This window comes from Hyphomonas sp., from assembly GCF_037969335.1.
Classification (GTDB): Bacteria; Pseudomonadota; Alphaproteobacteria; order Caulobacterales; family Hyphomonadaceae; genus Hyphomonas.
In genome coordinates, this window is record NZ_JBBKXE010000048.1 from 47,916 (window position 1) to 74,773 (window position 26,858).

Below are 26,858 nucleotides of genomic sequence, written 5' to 3' on the forward strand. Positions count from 1 at the left end.
TCGAACGTTCATTCTAACTTTACAATCCGTCGCGTACACATAGGCCCGATTGATCAAGGTGACATTAATGCCAAGCATATCAAACAGTTTCAGAGCGCTGATCGCAACCGCACTGATCGGCGCAGTCGTTGCCTGTGGGGCGTCAGAGCCCAGCGCCTCTGAGCAAGCTGCGGCGCAGGCCCCTGCTGCGGCGCCCGTTGACGTCATGGTCGTGCACAAGACACGCGTTGAGAGTACGCGCGAATTGCCGGGCCGCGCCCGCGCTTTCCGGGAGGCGGAGATCCGCCCCCAGGTCACAGGTCTGATCAAGTCGCGCCTGTTCACGGAAGGCGAACTGGTCAGCCAGGGACAGGCCCTCTACCAGATTGATGCCTCCGAATACGCTGCTGCCGTAAACAGCGCGAAAGCCGCCGTTCAGCGCGCCGAGGCGACAGCCGAAGCGGCGCGCCAGACGGCAGGCCGGTTCGAGCGCCTTGCCGAGATCAATGCCGTGAGCCGCGAGAACCTCGATCAGGCCATCGCGACCCAGAAACAGGCCGAGGCCGACGTAGCGATCCAGAAGGCGGCCCTGCAGCGGGCCAATATTGACTTGTCGCGCACCAAGGTCACCTCGCCGATTGACGGCCGGATCGGCCGTTCGAGCGTGACTCCGGGTGCGCTGGTGACCGAGAACCAGGCCACGCCGCTGGCCATGGTGTTGCAACTGGACCCGATCTACCTCGACCTGACGGCGGGCAGCTCGAAGATTCTCGGCTGGAAGCGCGACATTTCCGAGGGCCGGATCAAGTCCTCCGACGGCGAGAGCGTGGCTGTGACCATTGCACTGGAAGATGGCAGCACCTATTCCGAGCCGGGCCGGCTGGCATTCAGCGAAGTCAGCGTCGACGAAAGCGCCGGATCGGTGATCATTCGCGCCGTGGTGCCCAATCCCGACGGATACCTGTTGCCGGGCATGTATGTGAATGCCAGCTTCAGTGCCGGGACCTATGACAATGTCTTCCTGGTGCCGCAGGGCGCCGTGACGCGCACGGTCAAGGGTGATCCGACGGTGATGGTGGTCGGTGATGACGGCACGGCCGAAGTGCGCAACCTGACGATTATTGAAGCCAGCGGAAACGACTGGATCGTATCGGACGGACTGGAAGACGGCGACAAGCTGATCATTGGCGGCCTGCAGAAGGTTCGCCCCGGCGCGCCCGTTGCGCTGGTGCCTCCGATGACGGCATCGGTCCAACCGACCGACGCGGCGAAAACCGTCGTCAAACAATAATTCAACTGAGTTGAACCCCCATGGCTAATTTCTTCATTGACCGGCCCATCTTCGCATGGGTCCTGGCGATCATTGTCATGATCGCCGGTGGCATCGCGCTGCGGACCCTGCCTGTGGCCCAGTACCCGGACATTGCGCCGACGACGGTGTCGATCAATGCGGTCTATCCGGGGGCGTCCGCCAAGGCCGTGGAAGACACGGTCACGCAGGTGATCGAACAGCAGATGACGGGGCTGGACGGCCTCGACTATATTTCCTCCTCGTCCAGCTCGCAGGGCGCCGCGTCCGTCACGCTGACCTTCGAGACGGGTACGGACCCCGACATCGCGCAGGTGCAGGTGCAGAACAAGCTGGCGCTGGCGACCCCGCTCTTGCCCGAACAAGTGCAGCGCCAGGGCGTGACCGTGAGCAAGGCCTCGTCCGGGTTCCTGATGGTGACGGCGCTGATCTCGCCGAACGGGACGTTCGACCAGACAGATCTTGGCGACTATGCGCGCTCGAACGTGACCGACGTGCTGAGCCGCGTCGATGGCGTCGGCAGCGTGCGGCTGTTCGGTTCGCCCTATGCGATGCGTATCTGGCTCGATCCGAGCAAACTGAACCAGTACAATTTGATGCCAAGCGACGTGATCGCGGCGATCCGCGCCCAGAACGCGCAAGTCTCGACGGGTGCGCTGGGCGGCAGCCCGGCGGTGGAAGGCCAGGAAATAACCGCAACGATTTCGCTGCAGACGCTCCTCTCCACTCCCGGCCAGTTCCGCGACCTGCTGATCCTGACGACCGGCGACGGCGCCTCGGTACGCCTCCGCGATGTTGCACGGGTCGAGATGGGTGCTGAGAACTATTCGACGGTTGCAAAATATAATGGCCAGCCGGCCGCTGGCATGGGCATTTCGCTCGCATCGGGCGCGAATGCCTTGCAGACGGCGGAAGGCGTGCGTTCTGCGATGGACACGCTGGGGAAACAGTTTCCGGACGATCTCGGCGTGGTCTATCCATATGACACGACACCCTTCATCAGCACGTCCATCCATGAAGTCCAGAAGACGCTGATCGAAGCGGTGATCCTGGTCTTCCTCGTGATCCTTGTCTTCCTGCAAAGCTTCCGGGCCAGCTTCATTCCGATGATTGCGGTCCCGGTGGTCCTGCTGGGTACATTCGCGGTCCTGCTGATGTTCGGCTATTCGATCAACACGCTGACCATGTTCGCCATGGTGCTGGCGATCGGGCTCCTGGTCGATGACGCGATCGTGGTGGTGGAGAATGTCGAGCGGGTGATGGCCGAAGAAGGCCTGTCGCCGCGCGATGCGACGCGCAAGTCGATGAAACAGATTACCGGCGCGCTTGTGGGCATCGCAGTTGTGCTGTCGGCCGTGTTCATTCCGATGGCATTCTTTCCGGGATCGGCGGGTGTGATCTATCGCCAGTTCTCGATCACGATTGTTACCGCCATGACCCTGTCAGTGCTGGTGGCACTGATCCTGTCGCCCGCCTTGTGTGCGACCCTGTTGAAAGCGAACGGACATGCCGCGTCCGAAAAGAAAAACCTGGCGGCGCGTGGCGGTGCCTTGTTCGAGAGCGGATTTTCGCGCCTGCGTGACGGTTATGAAGCGGTCGTGGCGCGTGTGCTGCGCCGTGTCTGGCTGTTCGTCGGTGTGTTCGCCGTGATGCTTGTCCTGCTGGGACTGGGTTTCCGTAGCCTGCCAACGTCATTCCTGCCGAACGAAGACCAGGGCGCCGTGATGACGATTGTCCAGCTGCCGACGGGTGCGACGCTGGCGCGGACAACAGAAGTCATGGATGCCGTGTCGCTGCACTATCGTGAGAACGATACCGAGAACGTGCAGGGCGTCATGGCGATTGCCGGCTTTGGCTTTGCCGGAGCGGGCCAGAATGTCGGCCTGTCCTTCACGCCGCTGAAGGACTGGTCGGAGCGGACCCGCAAGGACCAGTCTTCGTCGGCGATTGCCGGGCGGGCATCGGCTGCGTTCAGCCAGCGCACGGATGCGATGATCTTCGCCGTTATCCCGCCACCGATCCGCGAACTGGGCAATGCCAGCGGTTTTGACCTTTACCTGAAGGATACGGGCGGCATCGGCCATGATGCGCTGGTGAATGCCCGCAACCAGTTGCTTGGCATGGCCGCGCAGGAACCGGGCCTGACGAGCGTGCGTCCGAACGGGCAGGAAGACAGCCCGCAATTCAAGCTGAATCTCGACTACCAGAAGGCGCAGGCGCTGGGCATTGACCTGGCCGATGCGACGAGCCTGTTGTCGGTCGGCCTGGGTGGAACCTATGTGAACGACTTTATCGACCGTGGCCGGATCAAGCGCGTTTACGTGCAGGGCGATGCCCCGTTCCGGATGCAGCCAGACGATATCGGTGACTGGCGCGTGCGCAACGGTACGGGCGACATGACGCCGGTGTCGGAGATCGTGTCGTCCGAGTGGGACTATGGCGCGTCGCTTCTGCAACGCTACAATGGCTCGCCAGCACTGAACATCCAGGGCCAGCCTGCACCGGGCGAAAGCTCGGGCGTCGCGATGGACAAGATGGAAGAGCTGGTGTCTCGCCTGCCGGCTGGCACGAGCCTCGAATGGACGGGTATCAGTGCGCAGGAGCGCAGCTCCGGCAACCAGAGCACCTTGCTGTACCTGTTGTCCGGACTGTTCGTCTTCCTTTGCCTTGCGGCGCTTTACGAAAGCTGGACGGTGCCGATATCCGTGTTGCTGGTTGCGCCTGTGGGCATGCTTGGCGCGGTCGTCGGTGCGCATCTGGGCGGGTATGACAATGACGTCTTCTTCCAGGTGGGCCTGCTGACGACGGTCGGGCTTGCGTCAAAGAATGCCATCCTGATTGTCGAGTTCGCCCGTGCGCTCGAAGCGGAAGGCAAAGGCCTGATCGAAGCGACGATGGAATCGGTGCGGTTGCGTTTCCGTCCGATCCTGATGACGTCGCTGGCCTTCGGGCTGGGTATTACGCCGCTTGTGTTCAGTTCGGGTGCCGGGGCAGCGTCTCGCGCCGCGCTGGGTACGACTGTCCTGAGCGGGATGATTGCCGTGACGGCGATCGGCCTGTTTGCTGCGCCGCTTTTCTATGTTGTCGTCCGGAAACTGACGACCCGCACGCCCAAGGCGCGCCCTCAAGTCGATGGAACTGTATGATGACCCACACGCTTCGCCTTGCCCCGCTGATGCTGTCTGTCGCGCTGGCGGGATGTGTCAATCTCGCGCCAGCCTATGACCGCGTGGCGGCCCCCGTGCCGGACGCGTTGCCGGTTTCGGATGCTGACACGGGGGCTGCGGATGTACGCGGCTGGCAGGATCTTGTCGAATCCGATGCGCTGGAAAGCCTGATACAGCTGGCACTTGAGAACAATCGGGACCTGCGATCGGCAACCGCGCGGATCGCGATCGCCGAGGCGCAATACGGAATCACGCGGGCCGCGCGCCTGCCGACCCTGTCAGCCACGGGATCGGTGACGGAAGCGGGCGCGCTTGATGGCGACGATGCGTCCGCCTTCCTGACTGACAGCGCGCGGGCGCAATTGGGCGTGACAGCCTATGAACTGGACCTGTTCGGCCGGGTCGCGAGCCTGAATGAGGCAGCGCTGCAGGCCTACCTGTCGACGGTTGAAGGCGCGCGCAGCGTGAAGATTTCGCTGATCTCGTCTGTCGCGCAATCCTGGCTGACCCTTGCGGCGGATCAGGAGCGGTTGCGGCTGGCGCAGGAAACTGTCGAGAGCCAGGGCAAGTCGCTGGCACTGACGCGGGAATTGTTTGATTCCGGTGTCGTGACGGAGATTGATGTGCGCCGGGCCTCGGCCAGTGTCGAGACGGCGAAGGCGCAGGTGGCGCAGTTTACCGGACTGGTGCGGCAGGACGTGAATGCGCTGCGGCTGGTTGTCGGCGCGAACCTGCCTGCGAATGTGGCGGAGCAGGCCGTGCTGAGCCCGTCGCCGATCAAGGACAGGCTGGCTGTGGATGCGCCGTCGGACATCCTGCTCAATCGTCCTGATGTGCTGTCGGCCGAGCGGCAGTTGCGCGCCGCGAATGCGAATATCGGTGCGGCCCGCGCCGCCTATTTTCCGACGATCGCTCTGACCGGCAGCGCCGGGTATAGTAGCACTGGATTGGACGACCTGTTCGATGGCAGCGGCGCGTGGAGCATTGGCCCGCAAGTGTCCCTGCCGATCTTCGACGGTGGCAGCCGCAAGGCGAATCTTGGCGTGTCCAAGGCCAGCCGCGACCTCGCGCTGGCGCAGTATGAGCAATCGATCCAGACGGCCTTCCGCGAGACCGCAGACGCGCTGGCGATCGCGCAGACGGTTGATGAGCGGATCGACGCGCTGCGCCGCCTCGTTGATGATACGTCGGTGACCCTCAACCTGTCGCAGGAACGGTTCCGCGTCGGGATCGACGATTATTTCTCCGTTCTGGATGCCCAGCGGGCCGACTACCAGTCGCGCCAGAACCTGATCGGTGCCGAACTGGACCGGGCCCTGAATGTCGTGGCCCTGTTCCGGGCACTTGGCGGCGGCCCCGTCGTGACGGTAACCGCCGAATAGGCGCCTAGTCGAGCCGGGCAGCCCGTTCGGCGTCGGCCCGGTAGTTCCGGCTGGACATCAACAGGCAGAGAATACTGAGCGCATTGAAGATGAGGATGAGCTCGAGCGCCCGTGCCAGCGGGTGAGCCTCGCCCTGCGCGGTGAAATAGTCGCTGAGGCTGCCAGCGATCCACGGACCGCAGCCGATGCCGATCAGCGTCAGGCAGAACAGCATGAAAGCCGAGGCGAAGGATCGCATGCGCAGCTGCACCAGTTCCTGTGAGGCCGTGTAGGCGATGCTGGCATAGATGAGGCCGACAAAGCTGGGCACCACGTTCCACGCATAAGCGAGGCCGACTGTGGGCGCGCGCAGGAACATCCAGGCGAAGGGCAGGGCGATGGCCGCACAGAGGGCGATGATCAGCGGGCGCCAGCGCAGGTCTTTCTTCGACAGGCGGTCACAGACCAGCCCGATGACAACCGCACCGATACTGCCGACGCCGCCGATGAGGAGGCCGAGCGGCCATGAGACCTGGCCGGGGGTGAGGCCGTAGGTGCGCTGGAGGTGGCTGGACGTGAAGACGAGGAAGGCGTTGGCCGAGATGCAGATTAGCAGGCAGCCGGCGAGGAGCCACAGATACGAGGTCTGCCCCATGATGAAGCGAAGTGTTTCCTTCAGCGACGGCGCGGGACGGTCGTCCTGGCGCGCTTCGGAATGGCCGCGCACGGGTTCGCGAATGGTGAAGCGGACGAGCAGGGCCAGCAACAGGCCCGGCACGCCGGCAACGAAGAAGGCCATGCGCCAGCCATAGGCTTCATAGACCAGGCCGCCGAGGGCGAAGCCGAGCATGACGCCAAGGCCGATGCCGGTCGTGTAGACGCCGAGGGCTGTGGCGCGTTCCTGAGGGGGGTAGAGGTCTGCGATCATGCTGGTGGCGGGCGGTGTGCCGCCGGCTTCGCCGACGCCGACGCCCATGCGGGCGACGAGGAGCTGCCAATAGGATTGCGACAGGCCGGACAGGGCGGTCATACCCGACCAGATGGTCAGGGCGATGGCGATGATGTTACGGCGGTTGCCGCGGTCGGCCCACATCGCGACCGGAATGCCCAACGTCGCATAGAAGGCCGCGAAGGCGATGCCGGTGAGCATGCCGAGCTGGCTGTCCTTCAGGCCGAGTTCGGTCTTGATCGGCTCGAGCAGGATGACGAGGATCTGCCGGTCGACATGGTTGAACGTGTAGACGAGCGTCAGCACCATAAGGACCCAAAGGCGACCTGAATTGGCAGCCTTCGCGGGGAGGGACGGAGCATTGGACATGTGTCGGGACCTGTATTCTGGCGCGCAGCACGCGGACGAAGGGGAAGAGCCGGAGAGGCAGTGGAGACCGAAAGGTCTCGCGCGATCAGCTATCGGCTCCCCTTGAAGCGAAATGAGCGAGGTTGATCCCCACTTCAACAAGTGTTGAAATATGGCCTGCTTTCACATGAGGGGCAAGACAAATGCGTCCTGCCCGTTAGTATCAGTGAATTCCTGCGACCGAACCCGAAGAGAAATAACCCATGTCCCTAGCACTGCCCGATGACGGCAAACCCGTTCGCCGGACGGCGATCCTTGACGCCGCAGAAGCACAATTCGCCCAGCACGGGTATGATGGTGTGAACCTGCGGGCGATCGCCCGCGATGCCGGCGTGGATGTCGCGCTGGCGAATTACCATTTCGGGAAGAAGCGCGACCTGTTCGACGCGGTGCTGATGCGACGGGCCGAAGTGCTGAACGCCTGGCGCCTCAAGGCGCTGGAGGACGCGCTGTCGGAGGCGAGGCCGAACCCGCCAAGCGTCGAGGCGATTGTCAGGGCCTATCTCAGGCCGCTGCTGACCGGATCGCATGTCACCGAGCCGGGCTGGAAGCATTATTATGCGCTGATCGCCTATGTGAACAATTCGACCGAATGGGGCGGCAAGCTGATGACCCAGTTCTTTGATCCGCTGATCATCCAGTTCATCGATGCGCTGCGACTGAGCCTCGGCGGTGTCGACGAGAAGGCGCTGTACTGGTCGTACCATTGTTTTTCCGGCGCGCTGACCCTGACCTTTGCCGAGACCGGCCGTATCGACTTGCTGTCGAAAGGCCTGTGCCACTCGGATGACCTGGCCGGGGCGTATGAACATGTCGTGCGCTTCATCACGGCAGGGTTCGAGTCGATCCGGCCGACCTGATCCGGAAACGAAAACGGCGGCATGTTGCCATGCCGCCGTCGTTTCCGTGAGGAAAGTTCAAGTCCTAGTATTTGAAGTCGACGCCGAACGTGACGGTACGCGGATCGCCGTAGAAGCCGGTCAGCGTGCCTTCGAGGCCGAGTGTCGGTGTGATCGTGCCGTTCGTGTTGACGTTCACGAAATTATAGCCCGCCACGATGTAGCGTTCGTCTGTGAGGTTCTTGCCGTTGAGGCTGAAGCCCCAACGTCCGCCTTCGGTTTCCCAACGCATGCCGACGTCGACAAGCGTGAAGGCCGGCTGGTCGAGGTATGCACTCGGCACCTCGAACTGGCTGGAGTCGCCACGATAGGAGACCAGCGTGTTCATGAGGAGGCGACCGTTATTGTCGAGGATCGTAAGCGGCGTGTCATAGGAAAGACGGCCACTTGCGGTCCAGTCCGGCGTGTTCTGAATGACGCGGGCATTGGCGACGTCGTTGCCGAACGCATCAATGTATTCGTCGTATTGTGCATCGACATAGCCAACCGACCAGCCAAGGTTGAACAGGTCGGACTGGTTGAACACCTGCTCGGCGAGCGTGGCGCTGCCTTCGAATTCAATACCCCAGATCGTGGCAGCGGCGGCATTCGTCGTTACGCCGGTAAATGTATCGTTGACGCCGTCATTGTCGGTGTCGATGCCAACCGAACCGGGAACCTGAACATCCTTGTAGTCGGAATAGAAGGCCGCGACGCTGTAGTTGAGGTCGCCACCATACTGGCTGCCCTTGTAGCCGATTTCGTAGCTGTCGACTTCTTCCGGTTCGAACTGCATGAATTCGTAGATTTCAGCATCAGTGACCGTTCCGCTGAGGTCGAGGTCGGGAGCAGCCGTTGTCTGGCCGCGTGGATCGAAGCCACCCCCCTTGAAGCCCTGAGCATAGGTTGCATAGAGGTTGCTGGAATCGGTCGCCTTGTAGCTGACCGAAAGGCGCGGGCTGAAATCGTCAAACGTGGCCGAGCCGTTGAAGTCTGACGTTGTCGCGATCAGGAGCGGGTTGCCGCCGAAGTATTCAGAGAACCCACCGATATAAGTGCGACGGAGGACTTTCGCGGTCCGCTCGTCTTCGGTGTAACGGGCGCCGACCGTGACGCTGAAGCGATCCGTCAGATCATAGGTGAAGTCGCCGAAGATCGACCATGTCTTGGTACCGACATCGCCGAAAGTCTGGGCATTCAGGCCAGGCAGCAAAAGCAGGTCGCCGGTGGTGCCGAGCAGAACGTCGAACACGGTCGAAGCATTGGCATCGAGATAGTAGACGCCGACGATGCCGTTGAGGCGTTCGCTGGAATACAGGACCTGGAATTCTTCCGAGAACTGGTCGTTCGCATAGTTGGCCGGAACGTCGAGATCGGCTTCGGGAAGGCTATCAAAGTCGATCGGCGAGGTGCTCTCGTCTTCGCGATAGGCGAGGATGTTCTTGAGCGTGATCGTGTCGGACAGGGTGTATTCGCCGACGATGGAGCCGCCATAGGCTTCCGATTCCTGCTTCACGACATTCAGGCCAGCCCGCGTGTCATATTCGCTGTCGAGGACAGGGTAGGTGAAGGGTGCGAACTGGTCAGGGATCAGGCGGTGGCCCTGACGGGCGTTCGAATCGTCCTTGGTGTAGTCGGCGGCGAAGCGAAGCTGGAAGTCCGGATTGACGTCCCACTCGGCGGACAAACGAGAGGACGCGACGTCCTTGTTGTAGTTGTCCTTACCGGTGATGATGTTCTCGCCGAAGCCGTCGCGATAGAGCGCTGCGACGGCGCCGCCGACGCGGAACGTGTCCGACAGGGGCGCGCTGGCCGAGACGACGACTTCTTTCTGGCCATAGGTGCCGACAGCAGCGCGAACCTTGAGAGCCGGCTCATTGGCGAGCGACCGGGTGACGTATTTGACGGCGCCACCGATCGTGTTGCGACCGTAGAGCGTGCCCTGCGGGCCGCGCAGGACTTCGATGCGCTCGACGTCGAACACGTCAAGGACGGCGCTTTGCGGGCGGTTGAGATAGACGTCGTCGACATAGATGCCGACACCGGCTTCAAAACCGGCAACAGGATCCTGCTGGCCGACACCGCGGATGAAGGCGGTGAGCGTGGAATTGGTGCCGCGCGACACTTCGAGCGTGACGTTCGGGGAGATTTTCGCGACTTCGGTGATGTCTGCGACGCCGAGTTCGGCGAGCAGGTCGCCGTCAAAGGCGGAGACCGACAGTGGCACGTCGATGAGGTTCTGTTCGCGGCGCTGGGCGGTGACAACGACCGGGCCGAATCGGCGCTCGGTTTGCGCACCGGCGTCTTCGTCAACCTGGGCAAAGGCAGGCGCGAGCGGTGTCAGCGCGCTGGCTGCCAGGGCGATCAACGCGACGCGGGATGTGTGCTTGTTCATTAGCGGTCCTCCTCGGGGTCGAATGCGAAATGCTTCGACTCTCAATTTCAACAATTGTTGAAAAACGCCTCAAAGCGGCCACTTTGTCAATTGCCTTCTACTTCGTGCAAGATTTTATCCGGGGAGCCGTGACTTTATCGCCACGCTGGGTTCACGGCGGGATGTAGGGCTGCCCTGTCGCCTTGCCGCTCCGGCCTTCAGCCCGTACCTGACGCAGCGATGGCCGATCACACTGACCTCCTGAAGTCCCTTCGCCAGATTACGCAGGCGATAGACCTCTATTCAAAACAGCTCCTGAAAGAGACCGGACTGACCTCTCCCCAGTTGCTGGTATTGCAGGCTGTCAGTATGCGCGGACGGGAAAAGCCGTCCGAAATCGCCCGCGCCGTGAACCTGTCGCAGGGCACGATCACGTCAATTGTCGACAATCTGGCCCGGGCCGGACTGGTCGACCGTGAGCGCAATGCCGGAGACAAGCGGGTGATCGAAGTAGTCGTGACGGACGCCGGACGTGTGCGCCTTGCAGACGCGCCAGCACCGTTGCAGCACGATTTCCTCAAGCAATTTGGCGCGCTCGCGGATTGGGAGAAGTCGCTGCTTGTCTCATCCGTTCAGCGCATTGCGGGGATGATGCAGGCCGATGGCCTGGACGCCGCACCGATTCTCGAGATTGGCGACCTGTCGCCGGATGCGCCGAAGCGCCAAAGCTGAGGGGCCTTAGCGTTCGACCTGTTCCATCTCATCTTCGGCGGGGCTGTCCCATGGCAGGTGGCGCTCGTCGAGTACGACGAGGTTATCGCGCGAAATGATGGTCGCGCGCGTGTGGTAGCCAAGCAGCTTGGTCGTCGGTTCTTCCAGGTTGCGGGCAAGCAGCATGGTTTCTTCGGACGAGAAGTTGGACAGGCCGCGGGCGCGCTCGACGCCTGCCTCATCATAGACATGGATGACGTCGCTGCGGACATAGGGGCCATGGATGGAGATGACGTCCGCACGTTCGACGCCACGCTTGCCAGCTTCGAGCAGATCGGCCGCTTCCTGGCTGATAACAATGCTGCCGGCCATCTGGAGTCGGTCAGTGAGCCAGGCAGCCCATGCGGAGGCGGGCTCGGTGTTGGCGATGCATTTGGTGTGCGGGCGTTCGCCCTTGAGCACGGATGAAACCGGATTGTCGGCCTCGCCATTGGCAATGAGGGTCGTGCAGCCGGCATGCTGGGCCATGTTGGCGGCCTGCATCTTGGTGAGCATGCCACCGCTGCCGAGCGCACTCGTGCCTTCGGTGACGGACAGGTATTCCGAGACGTCGTGGAGTTCTTCGACCAGCTTGGCGCCGGGTTCGGACGGGTCCTTGTCGTAGAGGCCATCGACGCTGGTCAGGATGATCAGGTGCGATGCCTGGATCATCTGGGCGATACGTGCGGCCAGACGGTCATTGTCGCCGACGCGGATTTCTTCGGTCGTGATTGTGTCGTTCTCATTGACGATTGGCATGACATTGCCGTTGAGCAGGCGGTGAACCGTGTTCTTGGTGTTGAGGAACCGGCGCCGCTCTTCGAGGTCGCCGCGCGTCACCAATACCTGGGCAATGTCGAAATTGAACTCAAGTGCGACCTGCTTGTAGGCGCTGAGAAGGATGGGCATGCCGCAGGCTGCGGCGGCCTGCTTGTCGCGGAGCCCGGCATTCTCGGGCGTGACGTTGAGCGTGTTCAGACCCAGCGCCACCGCGCCGGACGAGGTCAGCACGACTTCGTAGCCGTCTGCGCGCAGGAGCGCGATATCTTCCAGCAGTCGCTGAATGAACGCCCAGCGGGGGGTGAGCAGGTCAGGATTGGCCAGAAGGCTTGATCCGACTTTCACGACGATCCGTTTTGTCTGAGGCAATTTTCAACTCCGTAAGTCTGAGCGCACGAACTAGGTGTGTTTTGAAGAGGAAACAACTCGCTGGCGGATAAAACGACTGTGCTTTGTGACCTGACAAGCCGTATTCGCCGAATTATTGGCAATGAAAGCAAAGTGCTGGACGCTTGCCTTGAAAAATATGAAAAAAGTTTGGTATGCGCCGCGTGTGATAAAAATTTGAACTCAAAGCAAAAACGACTAGGAAGGCCGCAAAGGGGATCTTTGCGATTCCGGTCACTCAGGCGTTACAGGAACAGAAAGTCACAATGAAGGCACTTTTGGTTGGATGTGGAAAAATGGGCGGCGCCTTGCTGCAACAATGGTCACGGTCTGCGGATTGGGATTTTACCGTTGTGGACCCGTTCGCTGACACCGTGCCCGAAGGCGTGACTCTGCTGAAAGCCCGAGAGGACCTTCCTGACACATTGTTCGACCTGTTGATCGTCGCGGTGAAACCGCAAATGATTGACGAGGTCATGCCAGCCTACCAGGCGAACCTTGCGCCCTCGGGCGTGGTCGCCTCGATCGCGGCCGGGTGTTCGGTTGACCGCCTGAAGGCTGCGACAGGTGCAGGGGCAGTGATCCGGATCATGCCCAACCTGCCGGCCCTGATCGCCAAGGGCGTGAGCGGCCTGTATGCGAGCCCGGAATGCACCGGCGACCAGAAGACAGCCGTGGAAGCCCTGATGCAGCGGGCTGGCACGACCGTGTGGGTTGATGATGAGGATGCGCTCGACCGTGTGACGGCCGTTGCCGGCAGCGGGCCCGGCTATGTCTTCGAAATCGCGCGGACCTATATCGCCGCAGCGGAAGCCCTTGGCTTCACGAACAGCCAGGCGCGCGCGCTCGTGCTGGGCACAATGGCTGGCGCGGTCGAGATGGCGCAGCAATCTGACGAAACCGTCGAGACGCTGCGCAATTCGGTCACCAGCAAGAACGGCACGACACAAGCGGGCCTCGAAGCCCTCAACGCAGACGGCACGCTCACCGAGCTGATGCTGCGCACAACCCAGGCCGCTTATGACCGGGCCGTGGAACTGCGTTAGGCGTTTCAGGCGGATTCTGGCATCAGTGCCGACACTTATCCAAAGACTCACAGACGACAGAGAAGAAAATCCATATGAATACAGCAGCCCTGATTTCGCTCGGCGCCTATTTTGTCCTGATGATGCTGATCGGGCTTTATGCCTACCGTACGTCCACGAGTGACGTTTCAGAGTACATGCTTGGCGGCCGCCATCTGCATCCGGCGGTCGGCGCTCTGTCTGCGGGCGCTTCCGACATGAGCGGCTGGATGCTGATGGGGCTGCCGGGCGCGATTTACGTCTCCGGGTTCGGTGCTGCGTGGATTGCCGTCGGTTTGGTCATCGGGGCCTATCTGAACTACCGCCTCGTTGCGCCGAGGCTGCGCGTCTATACAGAACTGGCAAATGACTCGATCACGATCCCGGAATTCTTCGAGAACCGCTTTATAGACAAATCACATGCCCTGCGCGTGCTGTCGTCAGTCGTCATCATCGTCTTTTTCACACTCTATACCTCCGCCGGTGTCGTCGCGGGCGGCAAGTTGTTTGAGGCGTCGTTCGGCCTCGATTATTCGATCGGCCTGTTCCTGACGGCCGGTGTTGTCGTTGCCTATACGATGTTTGGCGGTTTCCTCGCGGTCAGCCTCACCGACTTTGTGCAGGGCTGCATCATGTTCATTGCGCTGATCCTGGTGCCCATCGTGACGCTGAATGAGCTCGGCGGCATCGAGGAGACGGCGGCCGTCGTGCGGAGCGTGGATCCGAGCCTGCTCGACTGGATGCGCGGCGCGACCGTATTCGGCATCATATCCAGCCTGTCATGGGGGCTTGGCTACTTTGGCCAGCCGCACATCATCGTGCGATTCATGGCCATCCGGTCGCTGAAATCCATTGCGACCGCACGCTATATTGGCATGGCGTGGATGATCATCACCGTGATCGGCGCCGTAGCGACCGGTATTATCGGCCTGGCCTTCGTGACCAAGACCGATGCGGTGCTGGCGGATCCGGAGACCGTGTTCATCCTGTTGTCCCAGGTCCTGTTCCACCCGCTCATCTCGGGCTTCCTGCTGGCGGCGATCCTGGCGGCCATCATGAGCACGATTTCATCGCAATTGCTGGTGTCGTCGAGTTCATTGACCGAGGATTTCTACAAGCCCTTCCTGCGCAAGAATGCGAGCCAGAAGGAGCTGGTCATGGTTGGGCGCCTGTCGGTTCTCGCCGTGTCGTTGGTGGCGATCGGGCTTGCCTTTGACCGGTCGAGTAACGTCCTGTCGCTGGTCAGCAACGCATGGGCCGGGTTTGGTGCCGCGTTTGGACCGCTCGTCATCCTGAGCCTGTTCTGGCGTGGTGTGACCCGAGACGGCGCGCTGGCCGGCATGGTCGTCGGCGCCGCAACGGTCCTGTTCTGGCTGTATGCGCCGATCACGATTGACGGGCAGTCCCTGTCATCGATTCTCTATGAGATTGTACCCGGGTTCTTCCTGAGCTTCGTCACCACGCTGGTGGTGAGTATGGTCGGGCGCCCTGCCCAGCCGCAGGTGCAGGCGCAGTTCGATGAAATGAAGGTTGCCATGTCGGCCGAGAAGCAGCCGCTTTTCTAGCGACGTCCTGACTCAGGTGGTGCCCGTCGCGTAGTCCAGCGCGCGGGCATCATACTGGTCGATCACCGCATCGAGATCGCCCGGAGAATTCAGCAGGGCGAGCTTTTCCTTCGGTTCAAGCGCGGTGATGTATTCACCCAGCGTCGACAGACGGTTCGCACGCGCCCGGGCGATCGCGAGGGGCGTATGAACTTCGCTATGGGCGAGCGGCCAGTGCGTATCGACAATATGCGTCCGGCGGTTCCGGAGATTACGGTCGGAGAACAGGTTGGCCAGACTTGGCGCCGACAGGTCCTGATAGGCGGGCCGGCTGGCCACTGAATCGAGATAGGACTGCGGTGGATCGCGTTCTTCCGGGCTTTCGAGCAGGTTCATACGCAGCGCGAAATCGCCGCTCTTGGTGCGCCCGGTCCACCAGGACAGGGTGGCTGCGAGCAGCATGCCGATGGTTGCCGGCGCGAGCCAGGCTGCAAAGATCGGCGAGATGGCAAAGGCCGAAACCGTGAGCACGACGCCCAGCACGATGGCCGGGGCGTGGTGGCGGAACGTGTCGGACAGGGTGTATTCGTTCGATTCGCGGGCCTGCGGGTTCCAGCCGCCATCGCGACCGGTGAACACGCGGTATACGGCGACGGTCTGCTCGACCATCATGACCGGGGCGAGCAGGACCGAGATCAGCGTTTCGGTAATAACGCCCATGAATGTCTTGACCGGGCCGACGGTGCGGCGCCAGCGTGGCGACGCGAGGCCATAAATGAGCCCGTAGAGCTTGGGAGCAAACAGGATCGCCATGGTCGCCGTGAACAGATGCAGCGAGCGCTCGGAGTCGATCACGGGCCATGACGGGAAGAGGGCCGCTGTCTCGCCGAAATAGGCCGGCGTAAGGAACATGTTCTGCAGTGACAGCAACATGCCGACCGTGATGAAGAGCAGCCAGAGCGGCGACGCCAGATAGGAAAAGATGCCGATAATCAGGTGCATGCGGCTGGTGAAGGTGAGGCCGCGTGTCTTCAGCAGGACAGCCATGTGCTGCATGTTGCCCTGGCACCAGCGGCGGTCGCGGATGGACAGGTCGATGATCGATGGCGGGCCTTGCTCATACGAGCCGCCCAGTTCGGGCGCGATCTGCACGTTCCAGCCAGCACGGCGCAGGAGCGCGGCCTCGACGAAATCATGGCTGAGAATGGAGCCGCCGAACGGGGCCCGGCCCGGGATTTCCGGGAGCCCTGCCGCATTGGCGAGGGCCGAGATGCGCAGGATGGCGTTATGGCCCCAGAAATTGCCTTCATTCTGCGCCCACCAGGCGAGGCCGCTGCCGAGGACAGGGCCATACAGCGCGGCGGCGAATTGCTGGGTACGGGCGAACAGTGTGCGTCCGCCGACAAGCTGGGGAATGGTCTGGATCAGGCCGGTCGCCGGTGAGGCATCCATCCGGCGCGCGAGTTCGATGAGGGTATCGCGCTCCATGAAACTGTCGGCGTCGAACACGATCATGTAGTCGTAGCGGCCACCCCAGCGAGTGATGAAGTCACGGATATTGCCGGCCTTGCGGTGCAGGTTCATCGTGCGGCGGCGATAGTGGACCAGCGTTCCGGGCGTCATACGTGTACGCAAGCGCTCGAACGCGGCTTCCTCGCGCAAGGCAATTTCAGGATCGTTGGTATCGCTGAGAATGAAGCATTCGAAGCGGCCGGGTGCGGTCGCGAGCGATTCAGCGGTCGACTCGACCGTGGCGAACACGCGCTCGACGTCTTCATTGTAGATCGGGAAAACGACAACCGTGCGACCGGCGATCATCTGGGTCGCATCCGGAGTGGCCGACTTGGGCGCGGGAAACAGGCCAGCCAGTGCGGCGAGGAAGCCGATCGTGCTGCTGACAAAGGCATAGGCGATCCAGCTGATGTTCAGGCTGAACACTGCGAGCAGCACTTTTTCGAGCACCGTGACGCCGGACACGTTCAGCACGTAATACATTTCGATCGTCGCCCAGGCGGCGAGGACGAGGGCGAGCGAGAATACGATGACCTTGCGCCACATCAGCGACTTCGGTGCGCGATGGTTCACGGTCGGGCCCGTCTTGAATGCCTGATCCGGCATCGCGATGGGGTATTCTGCAGGGCGGGCGCGAAAAGTGATCATTGCGATCTCCAGCGATAGAGCCAGGTTTCAGAGACAGGGCGGTCGGCCTTGGTCATCAAGGCGCGCAGTTCGCTCAGGCTTGCGTCTTTGGCGTCGAGTTCAAAGCTGAGGCGGACGCCGCCCGTTGTCGGGTTCGGCCGGACAATGGGCGATATAATGGTGCCGGAGGACGTCGACACCTGGGGAACTGCATCGCGCAGCAATTCGTCATTGTCGGAGTCGAAGTCGATGATGAACATCGGCCGCTTCGTGGCTGGCGAGATGCCGACTTTCGTCGCCGTGATTTTGGCGACCGGCGCGACGACCGGCTGCGGCAGGCTCCAGATCATCTGGTAGGACAGCCGGACCGGCTTGCCGGCGACCCATGCCTCTGCCGGGCGCCATGAAACAACGATATTATCATTGTATTCGTTGGTGGTCGGGATTTCGACGAGGGTCAGGTTGCCCGGGCCCCAGCCGTCTTTCGGGGCAATCCAGACATTGGGGCGGCGCTCATAGGCCGCTTCAAGGTCGTCATAGTCCTCAAAGTCGCGATTGCGCTGCATCAGGCCGAAGCCGAGCGGCGGCTGGGTGGCGAAACTGGAGATTTCGAGCTGGCTGGGATTGGCGAGCGGGCGCCAGACCCATTCGCCGTTCCGGAGTTCGATCATCAGGCCTTCGGAATCGTGCACGGCGACGCGATAGTCACGATTGCCGCGATTGATGCTGTGCGGTGAGAAATAATACATCGAGGTGATCGGCGCGATGCCGACTTCGGTGAGCTTGCGACGCGGGAAGAAGACCGCTTCCACGTCGATCATGGTCGACGTGCCGGGTGTGATGTCGAAGCGGAAGGCACCCGTTGTGCTGACGCCATTGAGCAAGGCGTACACGGTGAGCGTCTTGGCGCCGGGTGCCGGTTTGACCAGCCAGAACTCACGGAAGGACGGAAACTCTTCTCCGGCCGGGGAGGCTGTCGAAATCGCCATGCCCCGGGCCGACGCGCCATAGACGGTGCCAGCGCTCAGTGCGCGAAAGAAGCTGGCGCCCTTGAAGCTGATCAGGTCATCAAACTTGCCCGAGGAATTCAGGGGTGTGGTGACGTGAAAGCCTGCAAAGCCGATTGAGTTCTTGTCCGCGTCCGACAAAGGCAGGTCAAAGAAGGCGAAATCTTCTTCCGTGTAGGGGCGGGGCAGCGCGACACCGTTCTCGACGATGTTGAGCTTGACTTCATCATTGAAGAGATAGCCGCGCGGGTCGTAGTGGACACGGAACGGCACGGTGCCGTCGGGCGTCCATTCGGCTGCCTCGCGCTTGAATTCGATGCGCCGGTACTGGTCATAGTCGAGCGAGGCGGCGGCAGCAGGAACGGACGAAGACTTCTGGTAGGCGTGTTCCGACAGGGCCTGTGCCTTGTTGATGACCTGTTCGAAGGCGAAAGGCGGCGCGGCAGGGGCTGCGCCTGCCGCTATTGCGACCGGACTAGCACTGTCGCCTGATACGTCCGCTTCGTCGCTGATATCGGCGACGGAGTCGATTGGCTCTATGACTGGTGCGGTTGGCAACGTGATTGCCGTATCCGCGAGGTCGGACGTTTCCTCGTCGGACGTACCTGCGCCGACCACGGCAAGGGTTGGTGCCGGCTTTGCCGAGATGGAGGCGATGACCACGCCACCCAACAGGACAGTGATCGCCGCGCAGAGCGCGACGGCGGGTATGAAGAAAGGACGTTCAGTCAGTTTCAAGATAACCTCTTTGCCGACGAAGCCGCTGAATTCAGAAAGCGCCGTCGATTGCCCGTGGCAACAAAATTACCGCCCGGATCGCCGACGCTTCGAAAAGCGCCCGCTATCTGGGCAGTACGCCTCGCCTCGGCATTCGTTTCACTGAGAATTTTGGTCATTTTGCGGCGCAGCATTACAGTGCTGCAATAACCCCACCCGAGCCCATTCGGCGAACCAGTGCTGCACAATCCAATTTGTTGCAAGTGCTCAGTAGCTGTGCGGCTGATTATCGCGTCTGAAACGGCGCGGGATTCGCCTCAGGCGGTATTCCGCGATATGCATGGCTGCAGCCCTGCTAGCCCTGAAAGCCCCCTGATGCATCCGAATGCAACTTTGAACGGCGGGACCTCGCTTGCTGGTGTCATCACGGTGGAATCAGGCATTCCCGGGGTTTCGGTTCTGGTGTGTGACAGTGCAAAGCAGGCGCGGGGTCAGGTTACGGACAGTCTTGTGACCAGTGCGCCGGAGGCCGAACGCGCGGCGCGGCTGCACGATCCGGCGGCGCGGCAGAGGCTGCTGGTGTCTCTCGCAAGCGCAAGGGCGATGCTGGGGCTCGCGCTGGATATTCCGGCGCGCGAGGTGGACCTGGCGCGCACGGAAGATGGTGTGCCCTATCTTGCCAGCCGTCCCGACCGTGCCGTCTCGATCTCGCGGAGTGAGGGCTGGACGGCTGTTGCTCTCGCCGACGCGCGGGCGATTGGTCTGGATATTGAGCAAGTAAGGCCCATCGACTGGCAGCCGATGCTGTCGATGATCTGCAGCGATACGGAGCGCGACCAGATGCTGGCGCTGGCAGATGCGCCGCCGGAGCGTGCCCTTGCTGTCTTCTTCGCGCTATGGACCGTGAAAGAGGCCGTTCTGAAGGCGTCAGGCAAAGGCTTGCGTGGCGGGGCGAAGACCGTTCCTGTGCCGGTCGCATCACTGGGGCAGCCTGCGCCGACACGGCAGGACGTGTCGGTTGGCGGCGCTCGCTACGCGGTCTGGACGGAGCAGATCGAGGATGTTTTCCTCAGCGTAGCGGTTGGCGACGCGCGCTAGGCCCTGTCGGCCAGCGCGATCGTCAGCGGGCTTGCCTCATAGATCCGCAGGCCGTCGCACCAGAGCGTGCCCTTGCCGGTGATCAAGAGACGGTCACCGGATTGGCTGACATCCATGATCTCCATCACCGTGGTGACTTCCTGCTTGTCCGGCGTGACCTGACCGCGATAGGCCCATTTGACCGGCGCGCCTGCCGCAATGGTTTCGAATTGCGGGTCGGCCATGCCTTTGGTGTAGCCCTTGAGGCAGGCGGCGTGGGACAGGAGCTGGACCAGCGCATCGAGGCCGAGCGAGCCGGGCTGGACCGGATCCTGGAAGAAGTGAGCCTTGAAGTACCATGCATGCGGATCAACCGACTGGCGGCCGCGCGCGAGACCGAGGCCTGCCGCGCCGCCCGTGGCGTCGAAATAGTCGATGCGGTCGAGCATGACCAAGTCGCCGGTGGCTGTGGGGGACTTTGGTAGTGTGGTGCCGGGACGGTTGGGAGTGAGACCCAGGAGTGCGCGGTGCTCGTCTTTTGTCGGCAGGCCAGCCTGACGCACGAGGGCGGCGGCGGGGAAGAAGCCAAACTGGGTCTTGAGGTTCATGACCGGGCGGCCATCAGCGAGCGTCGCCTTGAGTTCGAACGCCACGATGGTCATCGGGCCGACCTTGGAGAAGGAGGAAAGCGTCGTGTCGACCGTGATCATCCCGTCGTTCGGCCTGACCTGCATGAAGACCTGTCCGTCGCCGTCGAGGTTGCGGAAGCGTTCACCCCCTTCGAGGGCAAAACCGCAATGGCTGGCGAGCCAGCCGCAGGGCTGGAGGACGATCTCGGAAAGCACGGCAAAAGGCATGTGACCATTGGCATTGTCGCGGAAATACCAAGCGTCCGCCGGGATATCGTATTCGGCGACGACGCGGGCGCCGGTCTCTTTCACGCCGGGGCGGGTGGAGACGTCGGTGACGCGGGTCATCATGTGATAGGGCGGCTGGGGCAGGCGCGGGGCACGGCCTGCCGTGTCAAAGGGGACGTAGAGGTCTCCGAAGGCGGCTGATGGCGCGCTGGCGGCGCAGTTGAGCAGGGCGGCATGGTCTCCGCGGCTTTCGCCCATCGGGCCGACGCGGAGCGGTTTGTCCGTCGAGTGCGGCGCGGGCCAGTCCTTGCGCAGGCGGATGGCGAAGCGCGGGCAATGGAAGACTTTCTTGCCGTCAGAGCGGGCGAGCAGCGAGGCGTAGAGGACCGGGCTCTCACCATCGATAATGTCGTCGATGAAGACTTCATAGGTCACTTCATGGTCGCGGTCGGGGATGACCTGCCCCCGGCAGACGAATTTGGCGGTGTGGCCGGGCAAGGGTTCGAAGACATAGCCGTCGCGCTCGATGGTGAGGCCAGCGGCGGCAGCATAGAATTCCAGCGCCTGTACGGCGGCCTCGGCCATCAATGTGCCGGGCATGCAGGGGTCTTCGTGGAAATGGCCTTCGTAGAACCACGCGTCCGTTGGCACATGGGCGCGGGCCTTGAGGTAGCCGCGTCCCCATGGGCCGCCAGCGGGGTCGAAGGCGGTGACCTCATCGAAGAAGGCGAGCTTGTCGTCCGGCAGGTGGGCCGGGCGGGAATGGGCGGCGCAGAATTCAAAGCCCCTGCCGAAGCAGGCGAGGGCATCCCCGGCGCGAAAGGCGGCGAGGTCGGGGGCGCTGAAGGTCCGTTTGGTGCTGGCACGAGCGGTGTCGAAAGGATGTGGTGTGGGTGTGGGAGGGGCATCGGTGGAGGCATCCCAGATGACGCCCTTGCCGGTGGCGAGTTCGTCATCGGTGAAGAATCCGGCCTGGCCGTTGCGGACGGAGAAGACCTTCCGGTCGCCGACCATGCAGTCATACTGGAAGAAGAACATGCGCACGCCGGCGAGCGTGGCGTGGCCGGTGATCTCGATCTGGAAGGCCAGCGTGTCGCCGGGGCCGGGCAGGCCGCCTTCGTGGAAGGTGATCTCGCAGCCGAGCAGGCGGTAGACGCGCTCGTTCTGGTTCTTCAGGTCAGCGCCCATCCAGCCGATCAGGGTCAGGTCGGCCTGTCCGCATTCGATCAGCGGGCCGGGGCGGACGCGGCCATTCCGGACGTGCCAGTCGTCGGCCTTGAGGTCCGTCTCGGTCCAGATGACTCCGGTGCTCTCGACGCCTGCTTCGGCGTCGATGCCGGTGATGCGGTCAACGAGCAGCAGCGGCGGCGCGGGCAGGCGGACCTGGCGGTCGAAGGCGTCCTGTTCGAAAAAGGCGGGGCCGAAGAAGTTGGACATCAGGCCGCGTGTCGAGTCCTCGATCGCGGGGCGGGCCCAGTTCGGGCCGTTTGGCGCGCGGGCCATGAGGGGGTCATTGCCATTGACGACCTTGCGGGGCGGGGTCGAGGTGCGAGGCCTGGATGTGGCGCATGGGGCCGGCGGTGCCAGCGGGGCTGGCGCGGTGGTGCTATGGGCGTAGTGCGGGGGTGGCAGGTGTGGGGCAAGTGGCAGGCCGCCTGTGGTGCGCGCTGCCGGGATTTCAGGTTTTGGATAGTGAACCGGTTTGGTGAGGGGCATGGGGTCGGTTCCTGTCCAGGGATTGTTGCGGGCTGCGTCGAGCCGTTCGGCGACGCGGGCAATATTGATGTCGCGGCCATCTGCGAAGAGCGTGGCGGTGAGGTGGGCGATCTGGCCGAGGTCTGACGCCACGATGCGGTCGGTGGCGACGGCAACGTGGGGCTTGTCGCCGAGCACGCTGGAAATGGCGCGCGACAGCGTGGCGCGCGGGCCGATCTCGACGAATGTGCGAACGCCGTCTTCATAGGCCTGTCGCACCGTGGCGGGGAAGTCGACCGTGTCGACGGCCTGCCGGGTCAGCATGTCCGCGACGCGCGCCTTGGTGGGCGCGTAGCTGGCATTGATGGCATTAGCGTAGAGGCGGATGCCGGGCACCTTGGACACGGGGCGCGTGTGCAGCTTGCGCCACTGGTCCTCGAACGGCTTCATCGCCTTGGCATGGACGATGAGGTGCTGGTTCATGGCAGCGCCGGAGCCGGGACCGAGCGCTTCGGCCACAGCGCGGCAGGCGGCGGCCGGGCCGCCGATCAGGCAGTCTTCTTCCGAATAGATGATCGTGATTTCGACATTGGGATGGTTGGCCATGGCGGCACGGAGCTTTGGCAGCGGCGCCTTGATATGCCAGTTCGCCCAGTCAGTCGGAACGTTCGGGCCCCAGGCTGCGTGGGCCGTCTCGAACTCGCCGCCGAGGTGGCGTTCATACATGGCGGCATCGTCGATCTCGTCGAGAAGCTTGCCGGGGTCTTTCCAGAAGCCGAAGGCGAACAGGGCGTTGCTCTCGCCGAGCGACAGGCCGATGGCGACGGTGGGCGTCACTTCCAGCACATCGCGCATCAGGATGGCGTGAGCCTGGCTGACCAGCGTGCCTGCGCAAAGCTGTTCGTATTCGGACAGGTCTGCGTGGGTGAGGAGTTCCGCCATTTCGGTAGCGCGGGACATGGAGGCGAGGGCCGTGCCGAGTTCCGGGAAGGCCATGAACAGGCCGCGTGACATGCGGGCATAGACTGCTGCCGAGCCGGTAAAGACAAAGGCGAGTTCGCCTTCGGGCGAGCCTTCGCCATAGTAGACATGTTCGCCGGACGGCGCCGTGTCGCGCTCGAGCGCCTTGGCGGAGGTGTCGATCAGGTCTGCGAGGGCGGCTTCGTCTGCGGCGATCAGGGCGATACGGCACTTGCCCTTGCCGCCGGTCCTGGCGCTGCGCAGCTTCTTGGCGAGCGAGGCGCGGGTGGCGCCGGCGGCCCAGTAGAGATGCGGCGGCGGTCGAAGCGGATCGGGGCTCGGTTGTGCTGGATTGCCGGTGAGGTGAACGGAGGCACCATGCGAGAGGGCGGATGCGGGAGCGGACACCATGTGCTGCGGCTGTTCGCCAGTCAGGTTCGGGATGGCGCAGTCGGCGGTGATCGTCTGGTCGCGCGACATCAGCAGGGCCGAAGCGGCGATTTCGAAGAGGGGAGAGGCGGCGGGGGCCGTGCCATCGGCGTTGGCAAAGAGGGGGGGCGCGGCGCCATGGCTGTCCCATTCGACCGTGCCGAGCGTTGCGAGGATAGGGTCGCCAGCGGCTTCGGCATCCGAGCGGCGTTTGAGGACGAGGGCGGCTGCGCTGTCGCTGGGCGCGTCCATGCCGAGTTGCTTGAGGGCTGCCGCGGCGACCGGTTCTGTTGCGAAGTCAGCCGCCGCGACGACGGCCATGTCGAGCCGTCCGGCGCGGAGCGCATCGCAGGCAACATCGAGGGCCGCGAGGCTGGACGCGCCTTCGGACGAGATGGCATAGCCTTGGCCGCGCAGGTCTTCAGCCGAGGTGATCCGGTTGGCGGTCATGTTGGCCATGGCGCCGAGGACGGTGGCGGCCTGCAGCGGCGGGGCGATGCCATCCTGTGCTTTCGCGTGTTCTTGTGTGCCGGGTGTGAGACCAAATTCTTTCGCTACGCGCTCACGAAGCAGCCAGCGGGCGGAGTCGGCGGCGCAGCCCATGCCGACGAAGACGCCGCAGCGTTCAGCGTCCGGGCGCTGGATGCCGCTGAGGGCGGATCGTGTCAGGGAGAGGACGGCGAGTTGCTGGGCCTCGGCCTGCAGCAAGTCATTGGGCGGGGTGCGGGCATGGCGCGGATCGGCGCCGACGGTTTGGGCAGGCTTGGCCGGCCCGACGGGATGGTTCATCAGTCGGCGGAGCACGTCGCGTTCGCCCTGATCACTTCCGCCCATGAGGCTGGCGCTACAGATGACGATCTCGTCGTTTGTTTCGGCCGGCAAGGCGACCTGGACCGATCCTTTGACCGGTTGGTACTGGTCGAGGATGAGGTGGGCATTATTGCCGCCAAAACCGAAATTGCTGATTGCGGCGCGGCGGGGGCCTTTGCCGGACGTCCACGGTGCCGTTTCCGCAAGCGGCTGAAGCGCGGGGGACGTCACTGCGTCGATCAGGTCGCCGTCGAGCGGCATGGAGGGAAGCGTCTCATTTTCCATGGCCTGCGTCAGCTTCAGCAGGCTGGCGAGGCCAGCGACCGTGATCAGGTGGCCGGTATTGGCCTTGAGCGATCCGATGGGGAGATAACGCTCCGTTCCGAAGACGCTGGTCGCGGCGGCGATTTCGACACTGTCGCCGACGGCTGTGCCGGTGGCGTGGCATTCGAGGAAGTCGACGCTGTCAGGCGTGACGCCCGCCTCGGCATAGGCGCGGCGCATGGCTTCGGCCTGGCCTTCGCTGTCAGGCGCGAGGAGGCCCTTGCGACGGCCATCATTGGACAGGCCGACGGCGCGGATCACGCCGTGGACCGTATCCTTTGGCGTTACGTCACTAAGGCGTTTGAGGACGACCGCGACGGCGCCTTCTGCGGGCACGAGGCCGTCAGCCCCCTTGATGAAGGGGCAAGAGCGGCCTGTCGGGCTGAGCGCCTGAAGCGCTTCGAAGCCGATATGGAGGATCAGGTTGTCAGCGGCATTGACCGCACCGACGAGACCGATGTCGATCTGGCGCATCTGCAGTTTGCGGCAGGCGATTTCGAGAGCGTAGAGCGAGGAGGCGCAGGCGGCGTCGAGGGCGAGGACCGGACCGGTCGCGCCAATGGCTCGTGCGAGGACGTGGGCCGGGAAGCCGGAATTGAAGGCATCTGTGGCAGGGCGGGATGAGGTGCCTTGGGTCCAGACATCGGCGGCATAGGCGGACTTGGCGCGGCTTGGATAGGAGAGGTTGGCGAGGAAGACGCCACGCCGGTCAGACGGGGTGTCGCTCTTTCCAGCTTCGTCCCATGCCTGCAGCGCGGCATGGAGGGGCCATTGGCAGACGGGGTCGAGAGTCGCCGCGTCGAGGCCGGGGCGTTTGGCGCGCCCGGCATCGAAGACCGTGTCGAAGCCGGATACGAAGCCGGAGACGTAAGGCAGAGCGGCCTGCTCGGCATCGGTGAGGCCGAACGCGCCTTTTGCCGGGCGGGTGATCAGGCATTCATTGCCGGCAACGGCTTTCCAAAGGGCTTCCGGGGAGAGAGCGCCGGGCAGGACGCAGCCCTGACCGACAATGGCAATCGGCTCGAAGAAGGTCATTCGCCGCTCCACTCATCCCCGACGAGGAGTTCGACAATGGCGCGGTCTCCGTCGAGGAGCTGGTCTGCGAAGATGCGGGCACCGTCGGCCTGATCGATGAGGGCGATGCCTTGCTGGGCGAAGTGGGCCGCGAGACCCGCGTCGACCATGCCGCCATCCCATGGGCCCCAGTTGAAGGATTTGACCTGGGCTTGGGGGAGTTCGGCGGAAAGCTGGCGCGCGAGCTGGTTCAGGCTTTCATTCGCCATTGCATAATCGGCCTGCCCTGTATTGCCGAACAGGGCGGAGGCCGAGGAGAAAAGGCTGACATGGGTGAGCTGGCTGACATTGATCGCGCCGAGGAGGGCGAGCAGGCCGTCGACCTTGGGGCCGAAGACCTTGCGCACTTCGGCTTCGGTCTTCTCCATGGCCAGCTTGTCGGCGAGCACGCCTGCGCCGTGGACGAGGCCGGTGATGGCGCCGTGCTGGCTCTGGATGGCATTGATGGCGGGGGCGAGCGTGTCCGTGTCTGACAGGTCGAGCTGGACATAGTGGGCGGTAGCGCCAGCGGCGGCGAGCGCGGCGAGCGTATGCTCGATTTCCTGTCCGGCGAGGGCGGCACGCGCGGCGCGGTCGATGTCGGCGGGTTTGACCTTCTGGCCGCTGGCGACGGCGTTCTGGGCAAGGGCTGCGCGCAGGGTCTTGAGATATGCGGTGCGGGCGATGCCCTGTGGCCAGGGTGAAAGGGCGGAGCGCCCGGCGAGGAGGAAGGTGCCGCCGTTGCGTCGGGCGAGTTCTATAGCGCAGGTGGCGGTGACGCCGCGCGCGCCGCCGGTGACCAGCCAGAGGGCGGGGCCTGTGGCAGCGTGTGTGGTGGGT

The 26,858-nt window shown here is 63.2% G+C and carries 15 protein-coding genes; 8 read left to right on the forward strand and 7 right to left on the reverse strand.

What is annotated here, in order from left to right; all coding sequences use genetic code 11:
- The first annotated feature begins 67 nt into the window (after positions 1-67).
- From AADA04_RS03745 to AADA04_RS03755, 3 genes are read left to right on the forward strand one after another with little or no spacing between them, the layout of a single operon-like run.
- On the forward strand, positions 68-1,270 hold the full coding sequence (locus AADA04_RS03745) for an efflux RND transporter periplasmic adaptor subunit (protein WP_340691898.1): 1,203 nt from the start codon (positions 68-70) through the stop codon (positions 1,268-1,270).
- 20 nt (positions 1,271-1,290) lie between these two features.
- Positions 1,291-4,434, forward strand: a complete 3,144-nt coding sequence (locus tag AADA04_RS03750; protein WP_340691899.1) for an efflux RND transporter permease subunit — start codon at positions 1,291-1,293, stop codon at positions 4,432-4,434.
- Positions 4,434-5,837, forward strand: a complete 1,404-nt coding sequence (locus AADA04_RS03755) for an efflux transporter outer membrane subunit (protein ID WP_340691900.1) — start codon at positions 4,434-4,436, stop codon at positions 5,835-5,837. Before AADA04_RS03750 ends, AADA04_RS03755 begins: the two co-directional genes overlap by 1 nt.
- A 4-nt stretch (positions 5,838-5,841) precedes the next feature.
- On the opposite strand, the gene AADA04_RS03760 is transcribed toward AADA04_RS03755, so the two are convergent.
- Positions 5,842-7,134, reverse strand: a complete 1,293-nt coding sequence (locus AADA04_RS03760; RefSeq protein WP_340691901.1) for an MFS transporter — start codon at positions 7,132-7,134, stop codon at positions 5,842-5,844.
- 242 nt (positions 7,135-7,376) lie between these two features.
- Between AADA04_RS03760 and AADA04_RS03765 the strand changes: the two genes are divergently transcribed.
- On the forward strand, positions 7,377-8,033 hold the full coding sequence (locus tag AADA04_RS03765) for a TetR/AcrR family transcriptional regulator (RefSeq protein ID WP_340691902.1): 657 nt from the start codon (positions 7,377-7,379) through the stop codon (positions 8,031-8,033).
- Between the two features lie 64 nt (positions 8,034-8,097).
- On the opposite strand, the gene AADA04_RS03770 is transcribed toward AADA04_RS03765, so the two are convergent.
- Positions 8,098-10,446 carry a TonB-dependent receptor gene (locus tag AADA04_RS03770; RefSeq protein WP_340691903.1) on the reverse strand — a complete coding sequence of 783 codons (2,349 nt, stop codon included), beginning with the start codon at positions 10,444-10,446 and terminating at the stop codon, positions 8,098-8,100.
- Positions 10,447-10,665: 219 nt separating this feature from the next.
- Between AADA04_RS03770 and AADA04_RS03775 the strand changes: the two genes are divergently transcribed.
- Complete coding sequence (locus tag AADA04_RS03775) at positions 10,666-11,157, forward strand: MarR family transcriptional regulator (RefSeq protein WP_340691904.1); 492 nt, start codon at positions 10,666-10,668, stop codon at positions 11,155-11,157.
- Positions 11,158-11,163: 6 nt separating this feature from the next.
- Here AADA04_RS03775 and proB read toward each other — a convergent pair whose 3' ends face one another.
- Complete coding sequence (proB, locus tag AADA04_RS03780; RefSeq protein WP_340691905.1) at positions 11,164-12,324, reverse strand: glutamate 5-kinase; 1,161 nt, start codon at positions 12,322-12,324, stop codon at positions 11,164-11,166.
- A gap of 284 nt (positions 12,325-12,608) precedes the next feature.
- On the opposite strand from proB, the gene AADA04_RS03785 reads away from it, so the two are divergent.
- On the forward strand, positions 12,609-13,388 hold the full coding sequence (locus AADA04_RS03785; protein WP_340691906.1) for a pyrroline-5-carboxylate reductase: 780 nt from the start codon (positions 12,609-12,611) through the stop codon (positions 13,386-13,388).
- 74 nt (positions 13,389-13,462) lie between these two features.
- Positions 13,463-14,971 carry a sodium/proline symporter PutP gene (gene putP, locus AADA04_RS03790; protein WP_340691907.1) on the forward strand — a complete coding sequence of 503 codons (1,509 nt, stop codon included), beginning with the start codon at positions 13,463-13,465 and terminating at the stop codon, positions 14,969-14,971.
- 12 nt (positions 14,972-14,983) lie between these two features.
- Here putP and mdoH read toward each other — a convergent pair whose 3' ends face one another.
- Both mdoH and AADA04_RS03800 read right to left on the reverse strand, forming a co-directional pair.
- Positions 14,984-17,110 carry a glucans biosynthesis glucosyltransferase MdoH gene (gene mdoH, locus AADA04_RS03795; protein WP_340691908.1) on the reverse strand — a complete coding sequence of 709 codons (2,127 nt, stop codon included), beginning with the start codon at positions 17,108-17,110 and terminating at the stop codon, positions 14,984-14,986.
- On the reverse strand, positions 17,107-18,834 hold the full coding sequence (locus AADA04_RS03800; RefSeq protein WP_340691909.1) for a glucan biosynthesis protein G: 1,728 nt from the start codon (positions 18,832-18,834) through the stop codon (positions 17,107-17,109). Before AADA04_RS03800 ends, mdoH begins: the two co-directional genes overlap by 4 nt.
- 354 nt (positions 18,835-19,188) lie before the next feature.
- On the opposite strand from AADA04_RS03800, the gene AADA04_RS03805 reads away from it, so the two are divergent.
- On the forward strand, positions 19,189-19,911 hold the full coding sequence (locus AADA04_RS03805) for a 4'-phosphopantetheinyl transferase superfamily protein (protein WP_340691910.1): 723 nt from the start codon (positions 19,189-19,191) through the stop codon (positions 19,909-19,911).
- Here AADA04_RS03805 and AADA04_RS03810 read toward each other — a convergent pair.
- Both AADA04_RS03810 and AADA04_RS03815 read right to left on the reverse strand, forming a co-directional pair.
- Positions 19,908-26,000 carry a beta-ketoacyl synthase N-terminal-like domain-containing protein gene (locus AADA04_RS03810; protein WP_340691911.1) on the reverse strand — a complete coding sequence of 2,031 codons (6,093 nt, stop codon included), beginning with the start codon at positions 25,998-26,000 and terminating at the stop codon, positions 19,908-19,910. The two genes, AADA04_RS03805 and AADA04_RS03810, sit on opposite strands and share 4 nt — an antisense overlap.
- The coding region (locus AADA04_RS03815) for an SDR family NAD(P)-dependent oxidoreductase (RefSeq protein ID WP_340691912.1) at positions 25,997-26,858 on the reverse strand (862 nt) is incomplete at its 5' end. The genes AADA04_RS03815 and AADA04_RS03810, both read right to left, overlap by 4 nt.